Source organism: Pontibacillus halophilus JSM 076056 = DSM 19796, from assembly GCF_000425205.1.
Taxonomy (GTDB): Bacteria; Bacillota; Bacilli; order Bacillales; family BH030062; genus Pontibacillus_A; species Pontibacillus_A halophilus.
This window is the reverse complement of record NZ_AULI01000002.1, coordinates 251,802-268,347: the sequence shown is the minus strand read 5'-3', so window position 1 is coordinate 268,347 and position 16,546 is coordinate 251,802. Positions and strand designations below refer to the sequence as shown.

At 43.1% G+C, this 16,546-nt stretch carries 19 protein-coding genes; all 19 read left to right on the top strand.

The genetic code is table 11. From position 1 onward, the window contains the following. The first annotated feature begins 15 nt into the window (after nt 1-15). The 19 genes from hepT to H513_RS0103690 all read left to right on the top strand — a co-directional run bounded on the left by hepT (nt 16) and on the right by H513_RS0103690 (nt 16,524). On the top strand, nt 16-990 hold the full coding sequence (gene hepT / locus H513_RS0103780) for a heptaprenyl diphosphate synthase component II (protein WP_026799517.1): 975 nt from the start codon (nt 16-18) through the stop codon (nt 988-990). A gap of 94 nt (nt 991-1,084) precedes the next feature. Further along, on the top strand, nt 1,085-1,531 hold the full coding sequence (ndk, locus tag H513_RS0103775) for a nucleoside-diphosphate kinase (protein WP_026799516.1): 447 nt from the start codon (nt 1,085-1,087) through the stop codon (nt 1,529-1,531). A 156-nt stretch (nt 1,532-1,687) separates the two neighbouring features. Beyond that, the gene (locus H513_RS0103770; protein ID WP_026799515.1) at nt 1,688-2,467 is read left to right on the top strand and encodes a CheR family methyltransferase; all 780 of its coding nucleotides are present in this window, start codon (nt 1,688-1,690) and stop codon (nt 2,465-2,467) included. 143 nt (nt 2,468-2,610) lie between these two features. After that, complete coding sequence (gene aroC / locus H513_RS0103765; RefSeq protein ID WP_026799514.1) at nt 2,611-3,777, top strand: chorismate synthase; 1,167 nt, start codon at nt 2,611-2,613, stop codon at nt 3,775-3,777. A gap of 1 nt (nt 3,778) precedes the next feature. Further along, the gene (aroB, locus tag H513_RS0103760; protein ID WP_026799513.1) at nt 3,779-4,858 is read left to right on the top strand and encodes a 3-dehydroquinate synthase; all 1,080 of its coding nucleotides are present in this window, start codon (nt 3,779-3,781) and stop codon (nt 4,856-4,858) included. A gap of 4 nt (nt 4,859-4,862) precedes the next feature. Then, nucleotides 4,863-5,228 carry a chorismate mutase gene (gene aroH / locus H513_RS0103755; RefSeq protein WP_026799512.1) on the top strand — a complete coding sequence of 122 codons (366 nt, stop codon included), beginning with the start codon at nt 4,863-4,865 and terminating at the stop codon, nt 5,226-5,228. A 15-nt stretch (nt 5,229-5,243) separates the two neighbouring features. Then, the gene (gene hisC, locus H513_RS0103750) at nt 5,244-6,344 is read left to right on the top strand and encodes a histidinol-phosphate transaminase (protein WP_026799511.1); all 1,101 of its coding nucleotides are present in this window, start codon (nt 5,244-5,246) and stop codon (nt 6,342-6,344) included. Continuing rightward, complete coding sequence (locus H513_RS0103745; protein WP_026799510.1) at nt 6,341-7,438, top strand: prephenate dehydrogenase; 1,098 nt, start codon at nt 6,341-6,343, stop codon at nt 7,436-7,438. The genes hisC and H513_RS0103745 overlap by 4 nt, the downstream gene beginning before the upstream one ends. Before the next feature lie 18 nt (nt 7,439-7,456). Beyond that, nucleotides 7,457-8,743: a 3-phosphoshikimate 1-carboxyvinyltransferase gene (aroA, locus tag H513_RS0103740; protein WP_026799509.1), complete on the top strand. Its 1,287-nt coding sequence runs from the start codon at nt 7,457-7,459 to the stop codon at nt 8,741-8,743. A gap of 57 nt (nt 8,744-8,800) precedes the next feature. Then, on the top strand, nt 8,801-9,679 hold the full coding sequence (locus H513_RS0103735) for a hypothetical protein (RefSeq protein ID WP_026799508.1): 879 nt from the start codon (nt 8,801-8,803) through the stop codon (nt 9,677-9,679). Nucleotides 9,680-9,691: 12 nt separating this feature from the next. Then, nucleotides 9,692-10,954 carry a tetratricopeptide repeat protein gene (locus tag H513_RS0103730; RefSeq protein WP_026799507.1) on the top strand — a complete coding sequence of 421 codons (1,263 nt, stop codon included), beginning with the start codon at nt 9,692-9,694 and terminating at the stop codon, nt 10,952-10,954. A 29-nt stretch (nt 10,955-10,983) separates the two neighbouring features. Then, nucleotides 10,984-11,547, top strand: a complete 564-nt coding sequence (locus tag H513_RS0103725) for a ReoY family proteolytic degradation factor (RefSeq protein ID WP_026799506.1) — start codon at nt 10,984-10,986, stop codon at nt 11,545-11,547. Between the two features lie 107 nt (nt 11,548-11,654). Then, nucleotides 11,655-12,110, top strand: a complete 456-nt coding sequence (locus H513_RS0103720) for a DUF2487 family protein (RefSeq protein WP_026799505.1) — start codon at nt 11,655-11,657, stop codon at nt 12,108-12,110. Nucleotides 12,111-12,253: 143 nt separating this feature from the next. Continuing rightward, entirely contained in the window at nt 12,254-12,763 is a 510-nt protein-coding gene (locus H513_RS0103715) for a Rieske (2Fe-2S) protein (RefSeq protein ID WP_026799504.1), read from the top strand. A gap of 3 nt (nt 12,764-12,766) precedes the next feature. Further along, nucleotides 12,767-13,441: a menaquinol-cytochrome c reductase cytochrome b subunit gene (gene qcrB / locus H513_RS0103710; RefSeq protein ID WP_026799503.1), complete on the top strand. Its 675-nt coding sequence runs from the start codon at nt 12,767-12,769 to the stop codon at nt 13,439-13,441. A gap of 30 nt (nt 13,442-13,471) precedes the next feature. After that, a complete protein-coding gene (locus tag H513_RS0103705) occupies nt 13,472-14,245 on the top strand; it encodes a menaquinol-cytochrome c reductase cytochrome b/c subunit (protein WP_026799502.1) in 774 nt (257 codons plus the stop codon). Between the two features lie 129 nt (nt 14,246-14,374). Then, nucleotides 14,375-14,962, top strand: coding sequence for a lipoprotein heptaprenylglyceryl N-acetyltransferase LhaT (gene lhaT / locus H513_RS0103700; RefSeq protein WP_026799501.1), 588 nt, complete (start codon nt 14,375-14,377; stop codon nt 14,960-14,962). 66 nt (nt 14,963-15,028) lie between these two features. Then, nucleotides 15,029-15,772: a sporulation protein YpjB gene (locus tag H513_RS0103695; RefSeq protein ID WP_026799500.1), complete on the top strand. Its 744-nt coding sequence runs from the start codon at nt 15,029-15,031 to the stop codon at nt 15,770-15,772. 74 nt (nt 15,773-15,846) lie between these two features. Next, nucleotides 15,847-16,524: a zinc metallopeptidase gene (locus H513_RS0103690; protein WP_026799499.1), complete on the top strand. Its 678-nt coding sequence runs from the start codon at nt 15,847-15,849 to the stop codon at nt 16,522-16,524. Nucleotides 16,525-16,546: the final 22 nt, after the last annotated feature.

Here is a 16,546-nt window from a genome sequence, read left to right as displayed (position 1 = left end):
GTAAAGGTGACTGCAATGAAATTAGCTAGTATCTATCCGTTTTTAAACCAAGATATAGATAAAATTGAAAAGTCATTGAATGAAACGATTCAAGCTGACCACCCTGTCTTGAGGGAAGCTTCAACTCAGCTGTTGAGAGCAGGAGGAAAACGCATTCGTCCTGTTTTTGTTCTATTATCCGGGAAGTTTGGCGACTACAACCTAGACCGGATGACAGCTGTCGCCGTTTCGCTTGAGCTAATTCATATGGCTTCTCTTGTTCACGATGATGTCATTGATGAAGCGGAACTAAGAAGAGGTCAACCAACCATTAAGGCTAAATGGGACAACAAGACGGCTATGTATGCGGGGGATTACATATTTGCCCGTGCCATTGAATGTCTGTCTTCTCTTGATAACGCGCACGTTCATCAAATTTTGTCAAAGACAATTGTGGAGCTTTGTCTTGGTGAGTTCGAACAGTTTAAGGACAAATTTGACTGGAACCAGAACGTTCGCACCTATCTTAGAAGGATTAAACGTAAGACAGCACTCTTAATTGCTGCAAGTTGCCAGCTTGGTGCGGTCGCTGGAAATGTATCTGTTAAGCATGAGAAAGCGTTATATCGATATGGATACAACGTGGGGATGTCTTATCAAATTATTGACGACGTATTAGACTTAACGTCAACAGAAGAAGAGCTTGGGAAGCCAGCAGGCAGTGACCTTCTTCAAGGAAATATTACACTCCCCGTTCTGTATGCGATGGAGAAAGACGAGAAATTAAAGAAACATTTAGAGACCTTATTCGCCATCCCTGAAGACGTAACGAAAGCTCAAATGGACGATGTGATCCAATGGATTAAAGAAACAGGCGCCATTCAGGAAGCGTTAGCTACGAGTGACAGGTACCTTCAAAAGGCATTCGACAATGTAGCAATGCTGCCGCAATCAAAAGCGAAGCAAGCCTTTGAAAGAATCGCTAAATATATTGGAAAAAGAAGGTCATAATGAGGATTGCCACTTGTTCCAAAGTTTGTTAAACTTTAATCGGTGATATGTTAAAGCGTTTTCACTACATACGTTGGAATAAGGGGTGCTGTAAATGGAAAAGACTTTTCTAATGGTCAAACCCGATGGGGTGCAACGTAATTTAATCGGAGACATCGTCGCTCGCTTTGAACGTAAAGGGTTCAAACTTGTCGGTGGTAAGCTTATGACGGTATCAGAACAACTTGCAAGTGAACACTATCAAGAACATAAGGAAAAGCCGTTCTTTGGAGAATTGGTAGACTTTATCACTTCTGGTCCTGTGTTTGCGATGGTATGGGAAGGGGACAATGTCATTTCGACTGCGCGTCAAATGCTTGGTAAGACAAACCCTTCTGAAGCACCACTTGGTACTGTCAGAGGCGATTACGGCCTAACGGTTGAGAAGAACGTCATTCATGGCTCAGATTCCAAAGAAAGCGCACAACGAGAAATAGGTTTATTCTTCGGCGAAGAAGAGCTACAAACCTATGAAAAACATGACCACGCTTGGGTCTATTAATCGTAACATGATGGGATGAGGAAAGGTCTTGCTCTTTACAGCAAGGCCTTTTATTTATGACTGATGAGTCTTTCCAACCTTTACAAGTACCCTTCCTTCCATTACGATATAGATGGCTTTTCTACTATTTAGGTTGGACAGGAGAGAGATGTGGTTGTGCAGGAAGATTACCAGTTATTTGTTCAGAAGATGAAACAAAAATCAGGCATAGACTTAAGTCTTTATAAAGAAGCACAAATGAAACGACGCTTAACAACTCTGCGAGATAAACGTGGTTATTCGAGCTTTGTCTCCTACTTGAATGCAATGTCTAATGACCGACAACTTTACTTTGAATTTCTTGATCGGATGACGATTAATGTATCCGAATTCTTTAGAAATGGGAAGCGTTGGGATGTGCTCCGAGAAACAATTCTTCCAAATATTGTGAGTGGAAGGTCTGCAATTAAAGTGTGGAGTGCAGCATGCTCTACAGGTGAGGAACCTTACACATTGGCAATTATTCTATCTGAGCTCTTTCCGCACAAATCGATTAAAGTAATGGCCACAGACCTTGATGAGGTGGCGATGGGGAAAGCGAAGAAGGGTGTCTATGCGGCTCGCTCCTTACAAGAAGTACCAGATGCATGGAAGAAGAAGTATTTCACGAAAGAGGGAGACTTCTATCATATTTCGGAAGAGATTAAGTCTAAAGTCACATTTAAGAAGCATAACCTATTAGCTGACCCTTATCCGAAACAAATGGACTTAATTGTATGTAGAAATGTATTAATTTATTTTACTGAAGAAGCGAAAGAGCAAGTGTATCGCCAATTTCACCAATCGCTAAATGAAGACGGGGTACTTTTTGTTGGTAGTACGGAGCAAATTTTCAATCCCCAATACTATCATTTTGACGTCCTAGATACATTTTTCTATAAAAAATCCAGAAGTTGATAGAATACGAATGATACCGTTTACGAGCGGTATCTTTCTTCACAAATATTTATAATTTCTTAATGTTTCACACCACAAATTCCTTACGATATGGTATAGTTATACGAAAATTCATTACATAAATGAAATTTGGAGGAATGAAGATGCGCTATTTAACAGCGGGAGAATCCCATGGTAAACAACTGACAACAATCATTGAAGGTCTTCCTTCCAACATGCCTCTATTAACAGAGGACATTGACGAGTCCCTTCTTCGTCGCCAAGGCGGATATGGACGTGGACGTCGCATGCAAATCGAGAAGGATTTAATCGAAATCGTAGGCGGTGTCCGACACGGATATACATTAGGATCACCAGTATCACTCGTCTTAAAGAATGACGATTTCACACATTGGAGAAATATTATGGGCGAGGACCCTATTGATGATGGCGAGAAAGTGAAACGTACGATTAGTCGCCCTCGACCTGGTCACGCTGATTTAAACGGAGCCATTAAATATGGGCACCGTGATATGCGAAATGTATTAGAGCGTTCATCCGCAAGGGAAACGGGCGCGCGAGTTGCAGCTGGAGCTGTTGCTAAGAAATTACTTGCCTCACTAGGCATTAACATCATTGGTTATGTTCAGAATATCGGCGGTGTAGTCGCGAAAGAGCAACCTGAGCTATCCTTCGAAGAGCGCCGAGACCGTTCTGAAGCATCACCTGTGCGTACGCTTGACGATGAAGCTGGGGAGAAAATGATGTCTCAAATCGACGAAGCGAAAGCAAATGGAGATTCCATCGGTGGCGTTGTTGAAGTGATGGTTGAAGGAATGCCAGCTGGAATTGGTTCATATGTTCATTATGATCGTAAACTAGACAGTCGAGTTGCTGGTGGCGTTATGAGTATTAATGCGTTCAAAGGCGTAGAATTTGGTATAGGCTTTGAAGCAGCAAATCGTAACGGGAGCAAAGTTCATGATGAAATTGCTTGGGATGAACAACAGGGCTACTACCGTAAAACGAACAACCTAGGCGGATTTGAAGGTGGCATGACGACAGGAATGCCGATCATCGTGAAAGGTGTTATGAAGCCAATCCCGACTCTTTATAAACCACTACAGAGTGTAGATATCGAGACAAAAGAGCCGTTCCAAGCTAGTATTGAACGTTCTGATGCGTGTGCTGTACCTGCTGCGGCGGTTGTGATGGAGCACGTTGTCGCTTGGGAAATTGCAAATGCTGTCCTTGAACAGTTTCCTCACGACCAATTTAGTAAGCTGAAAGAAGCGTTAGACCAATACCGAGAAGAAATTAAGGAATTTTAATATGAACACATTACGAGTAGATACGAACGAAACGTCGTACGAAGTACAGTTTCAATCAGGTATCAGAAAGCGGATTAAAGAGTTTTTACCTCGTGCGTATTCAAACATCCTTATTGTTACAGACGATGTAGTTGCTAAGCTTTATTTGGACGACGTACAGTCAGGTCTTGAGGGAGAAGGAGTTCAAGTTGCCTCTTGCGTAGTACCATCTGGCGAATCATCCAAAAGTATGGAGCAATTCTACCGGTGCCATACGGCAGCATTGGAAGAGAACTTAGACCGCAAATCTTTACTCGTAGCCCTAGGTGGCGGGATGATAGGAGACTTAGCAGGCTTTGTAGCCTCGACTTACATGAGGGGCATTGATTATGTTCAAGTTCCAACTACCATCCTTGCTCATGATAGTAGCGTTGGTGGAAAGGTTGCTATCAACCATGAACAAGGGAAGAATATGATTGGTGCATTTCATCAACCAGTAGCTGTATTGTATGATACGGATACACTCTGGAGCTTGCCAGAACAAGAGTGGCGCTCAGGAATGGCTGAAGTAATCAAGCATGGATTGCTTGCAGACGGACAACTTTACGAACAACTCGTCACCCATCAGACTCCGTTTCAATCGTTTGATGGTCATCTTTTAACCCATCTACTTTACCGCGGTGTAGCGGTGAAGTCTAAAATCGTCAAAGAAGATGAACGGGAAAATGGGGTAAGAAGTTATCTGAATCTAGGACATACACTAGGCCACGCAATTGAAGGAGAAGCAGGATATGGAGAGATCACTCATGGAGAAGCGGTTGCTCTAGGAATCTACTTCGCCCTTCATTTAAGTGAGCGGGTGTATGGGAGTAAGCTCCCTCTTGACTCTTATACAAATTGGTTACACACGTACAACTACCCGCTTCATAAGTTGAAAGAGTATTCAATTGATGTCTTGCTTCCATGGATGAGACGAGATAAGAAGAATGAACATGGGAGCATTCGCATGGTGCTGCTGAAAGAAGTAGGCGAACCAGCGCTTGTTCCCGTTGAGGAAGACCTCATTCGAGAGGTGTTTCTACAAGTAACCGAACAGGGGTGAGCAGATGATTCGTGGAATTAGAGGAGCGACCACCGTCTCCGTTGACGATTGTCAAGAAATACTGACTAATACAGAAACGTTGCTAAGGAAGATAATCGAAGTCAACCAACTCGAAGCAGACCAAGTGGCTTCCATCTTTATCTCTGCAACGAATGACATGAAGACAGCTTTCCCAGCTAAAGCATTAAGGCAAATAGAAGGCTTTACTTTTGTTCCGATTATGTGTATGCAAGAATTAGAAATAGAAGGTGGACTAGAACGGTGTATTCGGGTGATGATGCATGTGAATACATCGGTACCACAACAAGAAGTTCAGCATGTCTATTTTGAAGAAGCTGTAAAGCTACGACCAGACTTAGTTAAAGAGTAAGAGGAGGAAAAACCTATGCAAACAAAGGATATCTTAAAAGAGCTATCCCCTTATGTACCAGGGAAAACAATTGAAGAAGTAAAAGAAATGTATGGACTTGAGAAGATTGTTAAACTCGCCTCAAATGAAAATCCATACGGTTTTTCTCCGCACGTGAAACATGTGTTAGAAGATAGCGTGTCATCACTTGAGAAATATCCTGATGGCTACGCACGTGAACTAAGACGTACGCTTTCACGGAAACTCGATGTATCAGAACGTCAGCTCATCTTCGGTAATGGTTCTGATGAGATTGTTCAACTGATCTGCCGAACCTTTCTTGAAGCAGGAACAAATACGGTTATGGCTACGCCAACCTTCCCTCAATACCGTCATAATGCGTTGATTGAAGGAGCGGAGGTACGTGAGGTTGAGCTCGTGGACGGTGACCACGACCTTGATGAAATGCTTTCTCAAATTGATGAACAGACGCGTGTTGTATGGTTGTGTAACCCAAATAACCCGACAGGTAACATTATCCGTCAGGAATCTTTCGAACAATTCATGAAAGCTGTTCCTTCACATACACTAGTCGTTGTGGATGAAGCTTATGTTGAATATGTTACGAGCGATGATTTCGCTGATGCGTTTAGTGCTCTCGACACGTACTCAAACCTTATGATTACGCGCACGTTCTCTAAGGCCTATGGACTTGCTGCGCTTCGTGTCGGATACGGCATTTCTAATGAGTCATTAATTGAACAGATTGAACCTGCACGTGAGCCATTTAACACATCTGTGTTCGCTCAGAAAGGAGCCATTGCGGCGCTTGAAGATCAACCTTTCATTCAAGAAGCGGTGCGACGTAACATTGAAAATAAAGAACGTCTTCAAGCGTTTTGCGATCAGCATGAGTTAAGCTATTTCCCATCTGAAACGAATTTCTTATTGGTTCACTTGCCGATGACAGGAGACGAAATGGTTGAGCATCTCTTAAAGAACGGCTACATTGTACGTTCTGGTGAAGCGCTTGGTATCCCAAATTCTGTCCGAATTACGATTGGCTCTGAGGAAGAAGTGGAAGGACTTACGAAGGCAATGGAAGAGAAACTTACAGAAGTGGTGCCGGAGAAATGACGTCGCCTACAGTATTGGTCGTCGGTTTAGGTTTAATCGGCGGCTCACTCTCCATGAATTTACGAAAAGAGGCGCATGTAGTGGGGTGGGATGAGAATCCTGCTTCACTTCAATATGCCCTCGAACACAACGTGATTGATGTTGCGGCAGAAAGTTTTGAGCAAGGGGTACATGAGGCAGATGTCGTGTTATTTGGTACGCCAATCCCGATTACCATTCAATACCTTCAAATCATAGATGATATGGTGTTAACGAAGCGTACGCTCATTACGGATGTCGGTTCAGTTAAGAAGCCAATTATGGAAGTGGCTGAGCAACTCACGAATCCTCAACTTGCCTTTGTTGGCGGTCATCCTATGGCTGGGTCTCATAAGAATGGGGTCAAAGCAGCGAAGGCTCATTTATTTGAAAATGCCTTTTATCTCCTTGTGACGAATGAGAAGTGTACGCATGATGACCTTGTTCAGTTAAAGCAACTTCTCTCTCATACGAAGAGTCGCTTTGTAGAAGTGGATGAATTAGCTCATGACCATATGACAGGAGTTATTTCTCACTTTCCGCATTTAATTGCTTCATCACTCGTTCATCAAGCTAGAAACTGGCAAGAGACGTACCCGTTCATGCACGAATTGGCTGCAGGTGGATTTCGAGACATCACTCGGATAGCATCTAGTCATCCTACGATGTGGAAGGACATCTTGTTCCAAAATAAAGACACAATTCTTGCTTTATTGCAAGATTGGATCGATGAAATGGGCATGGTGAAAGGGATGCTTGAAGCTGAGCAACGTTCGACACTCGAACAATACCTTGATGATGCAAGAAATTATCGAGATGGACTACCTGTGGAGAAACGTGGCGCTCTTCCATCCTTCTATGATGTGTTCGTTGACATTGAAGACCAACCAGGTGCCATTTCTCATGTAACGAGTGTTCTTGCTTCTCGAGAACTTAGTGTAGTGAACATTGAAATTCTAGAAATTCGAGAGGGTATCACTGGAGTGTTAAGACTTAGCTTCCAGAAGCAGGTGGATCAGACCTCCGCGAAATCATTACTAGAAGAAAATGGGTATGAAGCAACCATTCAATCTTAACAGGAGGGCGATGATGCCATGAAAACAGTACAATTACACAATGGAACGTTAACAGGGGAAGTGCGTGTTCCAGGTGACAAGTCTATCTCTCATCGTTCAGTTATGTTAGGTGCGCTAGCGAAAGGGACAACGACCATTTCGAACTTTCTAACGGGCGCTGATTGCTTGTCCACAATCGAGGCTTTCAGAGCTTTAGGTGTAGATATAGCGGTTGAAGGCCAAGATGTAACAATCGAAAGTGGAGGATTCCATGAATTGGTCGAACCTAAACACCCAATTGACCTTGGGAATTCAGGTACGACAACTCGACTATTATTAGGAATTCTTGCTGGTCTTCCTCATCATGTGGTCCTTTATGGAGATGCATCATTAACGAAACGTCCAATGAATCGTGTAACCGTTCCACTTAGGGAAATGGGTGCTAGGATTGATGGACGTGATCACGGTGATAAACTTCCACTGAGCATACGTGGAGGACAGCTGACCCCGATGACTTATACGTTGCCAGTCAACAGTGCGCAAGTGAAATCAAGCATTCTATTAGCCGGATTATTTACGAAAGGGACGACCACAGTCGTCGAACCTGTACCAACCCGTGACCATACAGAGCGTATGCTTAAAGCGTTTGGGGTTGAGGTGAACCGAGAAGGCAATGACATTTCTGTTGTGGGTAACCAAGAAATGAGTGGCACGAAACTTGAAGTGCCTGGTGACATTTCTTCAGCAGCCTTTTTCTTAGTAGGTGCAGCGATGACGGATGGTAGTGACCTCACAATTCGTGACGTTGGGTTAAATCCAACGAGAACGGGCATTGTTGACGTATTAGAAAGAATGGGCGCCTCAATTAACGTCACGACGACAAGATACATTGGTGATGAAGCGATCGGAGATATCCAGATTAAAGGAAGCCGCCTTAAAGCAGTGACAATAGGCGGGGACGATATTCCAGCGCTTATCGACGAGCTTCCCATTATCGCGTTATTAGCTTCACAAGCAGAAGGTGAAACCGTAATTAAGGATGCCGAAGAACTAAGGTGGAAAGAAACAGACCGAATTGAAGCGGTCGTTCAAACCTTAAGTAAAATGGGTGTCCACATCAAAGGAACCTCTGATGGGATGGTCATTAATGGGAGTGAAGAACCTCTTAAAGGAGGAACCTTCGAGACGTATCATGACCATCGTATGGGGATGATGATTGCCATGGCTTCCTTACTAACGGAAGATCCTGTACATATACAGAATCCTGAGGTCATTGACGTTTCCTTCCCTACCTTCTTTAACGATCTTGAATCCTTAACAAACTAGCATAGCTCCCTCCTCTCGTTCATACCTTGTACAAAAGGATTGAAAGGGGACGGGTTTATGGGGGCGAACTATGTGTATGGGGACCGTGTACTGACAGAGAAGGGCTTTCAGTCAATCCAATTAGAAGTAAATAAAGGTAAATGGAAGGGGCATTCCCGTGTCTATAATCGACGACTGGGAATGTCCCTTCATGGTTTCTATGTAACTCCAGGTAAGGTGTATGCAGATGTTGAATTTCCCTTCAACGATACGGAAGACTGGGAATCTCTGTTTCAACGGTTCTTGTTAAGAGGAAGCACATTATTGTTAATAGGGTTTAGAGTAGAATCAAAGCGGGGGTTTATACGAGCGTTTACATCCTTTAAAGAGCGACTGCTCAATCTCCCAATCGATGTTATGGTGTTTCCTCGTATACAACTTCGTCACCTAACATCAGATGCCATACGCTATTTCAAACGCCAACGTCTGCCATTTATAGCGGTCGAAGCGGGTTCTCTTGAAGAGTTTCGTAATCAACCGATAGAGTGGCTGAGAGAGGCACAAGGTTCAAACCCCATACCACTTGTCCCTTTATTCCCCCCGTCGTTTGATGACCATGAGTATAAGAAATGGAAGAACTATTGCGAGGACAAGCATGTTTCTACATTACCAGACCCAATCAATCCTTATCCCTTAACCTTAAACAACTTGAAAGCAACGGGGATTGCCCCTTATAAAGGTACATTTTCTCCTCTTAGTGATGCTGATTATAATTTATATACAGAAGTTGAGCAAAGCTTTGTTGAAGACCACAATCAAATATCTTATCATAAAGCTATTCCATGTGTTACAGTGTTACGTGGTAAACTGTTAAGAGTGACAACGTCTGTGCTCCATAAAGAGCCAGAAGGAAAATACAAAACTATCTCAATCCCCAGTCACTTCTCGTATAGATGAAAGGATGGAACTATGCACGGAATTGAACAAGCCATTCAACTATTAAATGCTGGTCGCTCGGAAGAAGGAATTGACCGTCTACGTAGCGAATTATCTACAGCAGGAGATGAAGAAAAATATACGATTGCCGAAGTATTCATGCAGTTCGGTCTTCGTGATGAAGCAAGAGACTTACTAAATGAACTTAAACAACAATATCCAGACGAACATGAACTAACGTTAACCTTAGCGGAGATTGCAATTGATGAAGAAGACGATGAACGCGCTATGGACTTATTGAACACCATTCCTGAGGACGATGAACAATATGTCACAGCCCTTGTTCAGCTTGCAGACTTGTACCAAACACAAGGTTTATTTGAAGTTGCTGAACAGAAGCTTCTAACAGCAAAGCAATATGAACCATCTGAGCCTGTAATCGACTTCGCGCTTGGTGAACTTGCCTTCTCAACAGGAGACTACCAGAAGAGTATTCCTTATTACGAGAAAGCGCTTAGACGGAAGGACAATGTTGGTGAGGCGCAAATTCCTCTTAGACTTGCGGAAGCTTATGCCACTCAAGGTGACTTCGATCAGGCGCTTGACTACTTCCAAGCGACTGATGAGCATTCTCCTGACATTCTATTCCGTTATGGCTTCACCGCTTACCAGGCAAATCGCTTGGATATTGCCATTCGAGTGTGGAAGAAGCTTGTTGATGAGGACCCATTCTATCAATCCGTCTATCCGCTATTGTCTGAAGCACTTGAGACTGAAGGAATGATGGAAGATGCCTTCGCTACAGCGAAAGAAGGAATCGCGAAGGACGAATACAATAAAGAGCTCTACCATATGGCAGGGCAACAAGCACTTCGTCTCGGAGACACACAGGAAGGTTATCGACTCGTTCGAAATGCAATCACACTTGACCCAGGCTACAAGGAAGCTGTGCTTTATCTTGTGGATCGTTACAAAGAAGATGGCGATTATGAAGCTGTGAAGGACTTGCTTGACCATGTGATTGAAATGGGAGAGGACGACCCAATCTACAAATGGGAGCTTGCGCTAGCAGAGAGTGAATTAGAAAATTATAAAGAAGCATTAAATCACTATGATGACGCATATAATTCCTTTAAAGATGACGCTGACTTCCTAAAAGAGTATGGGTATTTTCTCGTCGAAGAGGGAAGGGTGCAACAGGCAGCTGAAGTACTTGGCCGCTACCTTACCATTGAGCCGATGGATGTCGAAATCCAATCGTTTGTTTCTCGTCTTAACTCAAATGAAGAAGGGTAATTCTTTCTCCCTTATTAAGGAGGGCTATTATGCAAATCCCTGTATCAGTGGAGGACAAGAAAGAATTTGTGCGTTGGTTTTTGAACCATTATCAGTTGAAACGAAGAGAGAGTGTATGGATTTTAAATTATCTTATTAATCATGACACGTTGATGGAACATGTTCATTTCGTGGAAGAGGCACGCTTTTGCCCGAGAGGGATGATTATTGCAACCCAGTGTGTGGAAGATATCCCATTTCGCTTTTACAAGAGTGAAGTCATGACGACGGATGCTGAAAAGGCGTTTCACGACATTCGCCTAAATCGCTCAGAAGCCATTTATATTCAAATTCGTTTTAAGAACGTGCACCAAAACGCTAAGTTTGCTTCTGTATTAGAGGAAAATCCATACGTTCCAAAGGATTATTACATCACAGAACGGGACTCTCAGATGGCAGAGCAATTCCTGGAACGGTCGATTAGTACTTTCCAAACAGACAAACTCCTTCACGAGATTGATTCAGCCCTTGACAGAGGAGACCGGGAACGGTTTGAGGTATTGACGATTCAACTACGAGAACTACAGAAGAATCAAAAGGCGTTTACGTCTTAAGCAGTAGCTGCATTTGCGGCTACTGCTTTTTTTGTGATTTACGAAGGAGATGTTGTGTCATGAAACGTATAATTGTGTTAAATTTATGAAAGAATGGGAGGGATAAGATGAAATGGGTATCTGAAGACATTGCCATGTACAAGGAAGCAAGCGAATACGTTGACACTGTTATTATTCCTTTGCAGCCCTACTCCTTTACGCTTAAAGGTGAGGACATGGCGGAGAGAGCCGTTCAGTCTCAGTTGCTGACTAAACTCGTCGAAGGGGTTGAGAGTCAATACAAGGGTCGGGTCTTCCTCACGCACCCTTATGTGTATAAGGAAGACGTAGACGCGATTGAAGTGGAAAGACTGAATGACTGGACAGCCCACATGCATCAAAGTGGTTTAGTGAACGTCCTTTATTTCACTTACGATATGAAGTGGAAGAAAGTCGAACGAGAATTAAAGGGAGAGCTCGTGTGGTTGACAGCTCCCGCTGGCAATGCAAGCAGTGAGTCTGATATGAAAGCGCTACATAATCAGGTGAAGCAAGTAAGTGAATTAGTAGAGAGTTATTGGTAGGAAGATTATTGAAGCGATTCCATTAACTTATTGACCGAATAGTAAGATTGCGCTATCATGAGATTGTCCTAGTAAACTGTGTGAAAATTTTTAAAACCCATTTATGTAAAACGTTGTATTTTATGGATAGAGGGGGGAAAGCCATGAGCCAAAGAAAACAACAAGTATCCCGTCGCCAGTTTTTAAACTACACTCTCACAGGTGTAGGGGGATTTATGGCAGCTGGATTGCTTGCACCAATGGTTCGCTTCGCGATTGATCCGGTCCTTCAGCCGCAGAAACAGGGGGATTTTGTTAGCGCTGGGATTACGAAGGACAAGCTGACAAAGGAGCCACAGCGTGTTGATTTCACGATCGAGCAAGAAGATGCGTGGTACACGTCAGAGGTTACAAAGTCAGCGTGGGTGTATTTGGATGAGAACGACGAAATTGTTGCACTCTCACCAATTTGTAAACACCTTGGGTGCGTCGTAAACTGGGAAGGCTCAGGAAACGAGAACCAGTTTTATTGCCCATGCCATGGAGGGCTGTATGAGAAGAGTGGGGACAACGTACCTGGAACTCCGCCTACAGCTCCGTTAGATGTGTTTGAGCATGAAGTCAGAGAAGGAACGCTATTTCTAGGTAAGGCAAAACCGAGAGGGGGGGCTTAGGTCATGTTGCAAAGATTGTATGACTGGGTAGATGAACGAGTAGATATTACACCGCTTTGGCGTGATATCGCTGACCACGAAGTACCTGAGCACGTGAACCCTGCTCACCACTTTTCAGCATTTGTATATTGCTTCGGTGGTCTTACGTTTTTCGTAACTGTTATTCAAATTCTCTCAGGCATGTTCTTAACGATGTACTATGTACCAGATATTGAGAATGCATGGGAGTCTGTTTATTATCTTCAACAAGAAGTTGCTTATGGCCAAATTGTACGAGGGATGCACCACTGGGGAGCGAGTGTTGTCATTGTGATGATGTTCCTACATACCCTTCGGGTGTTCTTCCAAGGTGCGTATAAGAAACCTCGTGAACTGAACTGGGTTGTAGGAGTATTGCTCTTCTTTATTTTACTTGGTCTTGGGTTTACAGGATACCTGTTACCTTGGGATAACAAAGCCTACTTTGCTACACAAGTAGGACTTGAGATTGCAGAAGCGACTCCGTTTATCGGTACAGAGATTAAAACACTGTTGGCGGGAGACCCAGAAATTGTAGGAGCTCAAACGTTAACGCGATTCTTCGCGATTCACGTCTTCTTCCTACCAGCTGCATTGTTTGCTCTGTTAGCTGCTCACTTCGTCATGATCCGTAAACAAGGTATTTCAGGTCCGTTGTAAGATACAGTATACGTAAAGGAGGGGAATGCTGTGCATCGAGGTAAAGGAATGAAGTTCGTCGGTGATTCTCGTGTAACTGCTGAGAAGAAACCGAATATACCAAAGGATTACTCAGAGTATCCAGGTCGTACGGAAGCGTTCTGGCCAAACTTCTTATTGAAAGAGTGGCTAGTGGGAGCTGTCTTCCTAATTGGATTTTTGATATTAACCGTAGTAGCTCCATCACCTCTAGAGAATCAAGCTGACCCTACAAACGCGAGTTACATCCCACTACCAGACTGGTATTTCCTATTCTTATACCAGTTCTTGAAGTACGAATTCGCGAGTGGAGACTATGTTGTACTTGGCTCTATTGTCATTCCAGGTCTTGCATTTGGAGCATTGCTAATTGCTCCATTTCTAGATACAGGTTCGGAACGACGTCCGATTAAACGTCCGATTTCCGTAAGCCTTATGCTCATAGGAATCGCTGTAACAGCTTTCCTTACTTGGGAAGCCGGTTCTCACGTCAACTGGGAAGAGCGTGCTCAATCCAACCAAATCGTTGAAACGGTTGAAATTGATAAGGAACAAGAAGGTTATGCGGTATATGAGCAATACTGTTTACAATGTCACGGTGAGAATCTTGAAGGTGGTTCAGCCGCCCCGGGATTAACCGAAACAGGAAAGTCTGTTGATGAAATCAAAGACATTGCTGTAAATGGAGTTGGAACGATGCCTGCTGGAATGTTCGGTGGCTCTGATGAAGAATTGCAACAACTTGGTGAATTTATCCGTAGTGTTGCAGATAAAGCAAGCGAATAAATGAAAGAATGATGTATAATGAGAAGCGGACTCCCTATGGAGTCCGCTTCTTTCATATGACTATGGAAATAAGTACGTCGTGTAGAAAGACAACTTACTGTAATGCCAATTTATTGAGCGGGGTGTGCAATGATTCAGTACATATTAAGTCAAAAACCGTTTATTCTTCTATTAATTATTATTAATTTGTTCGGAACGCTATATGGGTATTGGTGGTATGATTTTCAGCTCCAGCAGACACCTGCACTCTATTATATCTTTGTGCCGGATAGCCCAACTGCGAGCTTGTTCTTCACTATTGCGTTGATCTTCATATGGTTCAATCGAAATGCGCCTTATGTTGAAGCTTTAGCCATTGTAACCTTATTTAAATACGGGGTATGGGCGGTTGTTATGAATGTATTGACGCTCATGGAAGCGGGGAGTTTGCATCCGACTGGGTATATGCTCATCCTCTCGCATGGTGCGATGGCGTTAGAGGGAATTTTGTACGCTCGATTCTATAAGATAAAATGGAGACATCTGATCTTCGCGGGAGTTTGGACGCTTCATAACGATGTCATAGACTATGTGTTCGAACAAATGCCTATCTACGGTCGTTTAATGGATTCCATGAATGAAATTGGCTATTTTACCTTCTGGCTAAGTATTCTTTCACTTGGTATTGCCTACTGGTTTACCATTCGTCGTCAATCTAAGACAACCTATACGTATTAACAAAGTTCTATACTTGTCTCTCTCCTCATACATTGAGAGAAGAAGCTTTGGGGAGAGGGGAGCCTTATGCAAAAACTATCATGTTGGATTGTCGTTTCAGCTTTATGGCTCAGCCTGATACAGGTACATCCGACATCAGCTGCAGACGTTTCGTTTGAAGCTGATATTTATAAGTTTTTATCCTACGTGGAAGAGGGAAGATATGATACTGCAGCTGCCTTGCTTCAAGAAGTAGAGGATGAGCTGTTAGTAATGGACAACATGAATCTTCAAATTGCCGATTACATTGTTCAAACGGAACTAACATTAGCGGATGATGAGTTGAGTGACCGGATAAAATATATGGAAGCATTACGCCTTACCTTACTAGTTGATGCAGGGCTGAATGAAGAAGCTCCTCTTTGGCTTGTATGGAAAGAAGCACTTACGAATGACATTCATGAAGTTCTAACGACTGAAGATACATCAGTTGCTCAATTGGCCGCGATTGATGAGTTATACATTGCGCTATTGCCTTCTCTTGAAGTGGCATTGTCGAACGGAGATTACGAACGAATCAAACGACACGATGATCATATGGCTACATTGGCTAATGTGGAGATGGAAATGGCTGTTGTGTATTTAAATGAGCTGTATAACGACTTAGCTCAAATTGAGGGACCTCATTCATCGATCTATGAGACCGTCAGCTTTTATTGGATGCTAACATCGGTTGCTTCTCTTATCATCCTTACATTGTTTTATGTCGGTTGGAGAAAATATAGAGGTGAGAAGCTAGATAAGATGAAGATGAAAGAGCCAAATAGTTGACTTTTTCCACAATATTGACTATTATTGACCTTAATAAGATATTTCATTTCAAATTATGATGGAGGAATGAATCAATGGAGTTTTTGATTTACTTTGCGCTAATTCTGATTATCCCATTGTGGGCGCAGGGACGTGTCAAAAGCACATACAAAAAGTATTCAAAAGTGGCAAACTCATCTGGACTTACAGGTGCTGAAGTAGCCCGTAAAATTTTGGACGACCATGGTTTACAGCATGTTCAAGTAGGAGAAGTTCGCGGCACACTGTCCGATCACTATAATCCTCGTACGAAAGTTGTCAATTTATCTTCAGATAACTACCATCGAGCAACAACAGCTGGTCAAGCTGTAGCGGCTCACGAGGTAGGTCACGCAATTCAGGACCAACAAGAGTATGCATTCTTGAAGTTCCGTTCAGCGCTCGCTCCTGTTGCGAGCATCGGTTCAAATGCATCCATTTTCCTTATTATTGGTGGTGCGCTGCTCGGGGCTATGCAACTTTACCTACTAGGTATTATCTTTATGGCGTTTGGGGTATTATTCAACCTTGTAACGCTTCCGGTAGAGTTTGATGCATCAAACCGTGCAATGGACCAACTTGTATCTTCAGGGATTATCCGTAGTAACGAGGAGAAAGAGACGAAGAAGGTTCTAAACGCTGCAGCGTTAACGTATGTAGCAGCTGCACTTGTAGCGCTACTTGAATTACTTCGATTCGTTCTTCTGTTTACACAAATGAATGGCGACGATTAAAAAGTGAGCTCCTAGGAGCTCA

Coding starts and splice junctions, on each gene's coding strand:
- hepT (WP_026799517.1), top strand. CDS start 16: ATGAAATTAGCTAGTATCTATCCGTTTTTAAACCAAGATATAGATAAA.
- ndk (WP_026799516.1), top strand. CDS start 1,085: ATGGAAAAGACTTTTCTAATGGTCAAACCCGATGGGGTGCAACGTAAT.
- aroC (WP_026799514.1), top strand. CDS start 2,611: ATGCGCTATTTAACAGCGGGAGAATCCCATGGTAAACAACTGACAACA.
- aroB (WP_026799513.1), top strand. CDS start 3,779: ATGAACACATTACGAGTAGATACGAACGAAACGTCGTACGAAGTACAG.
- aroH (WP_026799512.1), top strand. CDS start 4,863: ATGATTCGTGGAATTAGAGGAGCGACCACCGTCTCCGTTGACGATTGT.
- hisC (WP_026799511.1), top strand. CDS start 5,244: ATGCAAACAAAGGATATCTTAAAAGAGCTATCCCCTTATGTACCAGGG.
- H513_RS0103745 (WP_026799510.1), top strand. CDS start 6,341: ATGACGTCGCCTACAGTATTGGTCGTCGGTTTAGGTTTAATCGGCGGC.
- aroA (WP_026799509.1), top strand. CDS start 7,457: ATGAAAACAGTACAATTACACAATGGAACGTTAACAGGGGAAGTGCGT.
- H513_RS0103735 (WP_026799508.1), top strand. CDS start 8,801: ATGGGGGCGAACTATGTGTATGGGGACCGTGTACTGACAGAGAAGGGC.
- H513_RS0103730 (WP_026799507.1), top strand. CDS start 9,692: ATGCACGGAATTGAACAAGCCATTCAACTATTAAATGCTGGTCGCTCG.
- H513_RS0103725 (WP_026799506.1), top strand. CDS start 10,984: ATGCAAATCCCTGTATCAGTGGAGGACAAGAAAGAATTTGTGCGTTGG.
- H513_RS0103720 (WP_026799505.1), top strand. CDS start 11,655: ATGAAATGGGTATCTGAAGACATTGCCATGTACAAGGAAGCAAGCGAA.
- H513_RS0103715 (WP_026799504.1), top strand. CDS start 12,254: ATGAGCCAAAGAAAACAACAAGTATCCCGTCGCCAGTTTTTAAACTAC.
- qcrB (WP_026799503.1), top strand. CDS start 12,767: ATGTTGCAAAGATTGTATGACTGGGTAGATGAACGAGTAGATATTACA.
- lhaT (WP_026799501.1), top strand. CDS start 14,375: ATGATTCAGTACATATTAAGTCAAAAACCGTTTATTCTTCTATTAATT.
- H513_RS0103695 (WP_026799500.1), top strand. CDS start 15,029: ATGCAAAAACTATCATGTTGGATTGTCGTTTCAGCTTTATGGCTCAGC.
- H513_RS0103690 (WP_026799499.1), top strand. CDS start 15,847: ATGGAGTTTTTGATTTACTTTGCGCTAATTCTGATTATCCCATTGTGG.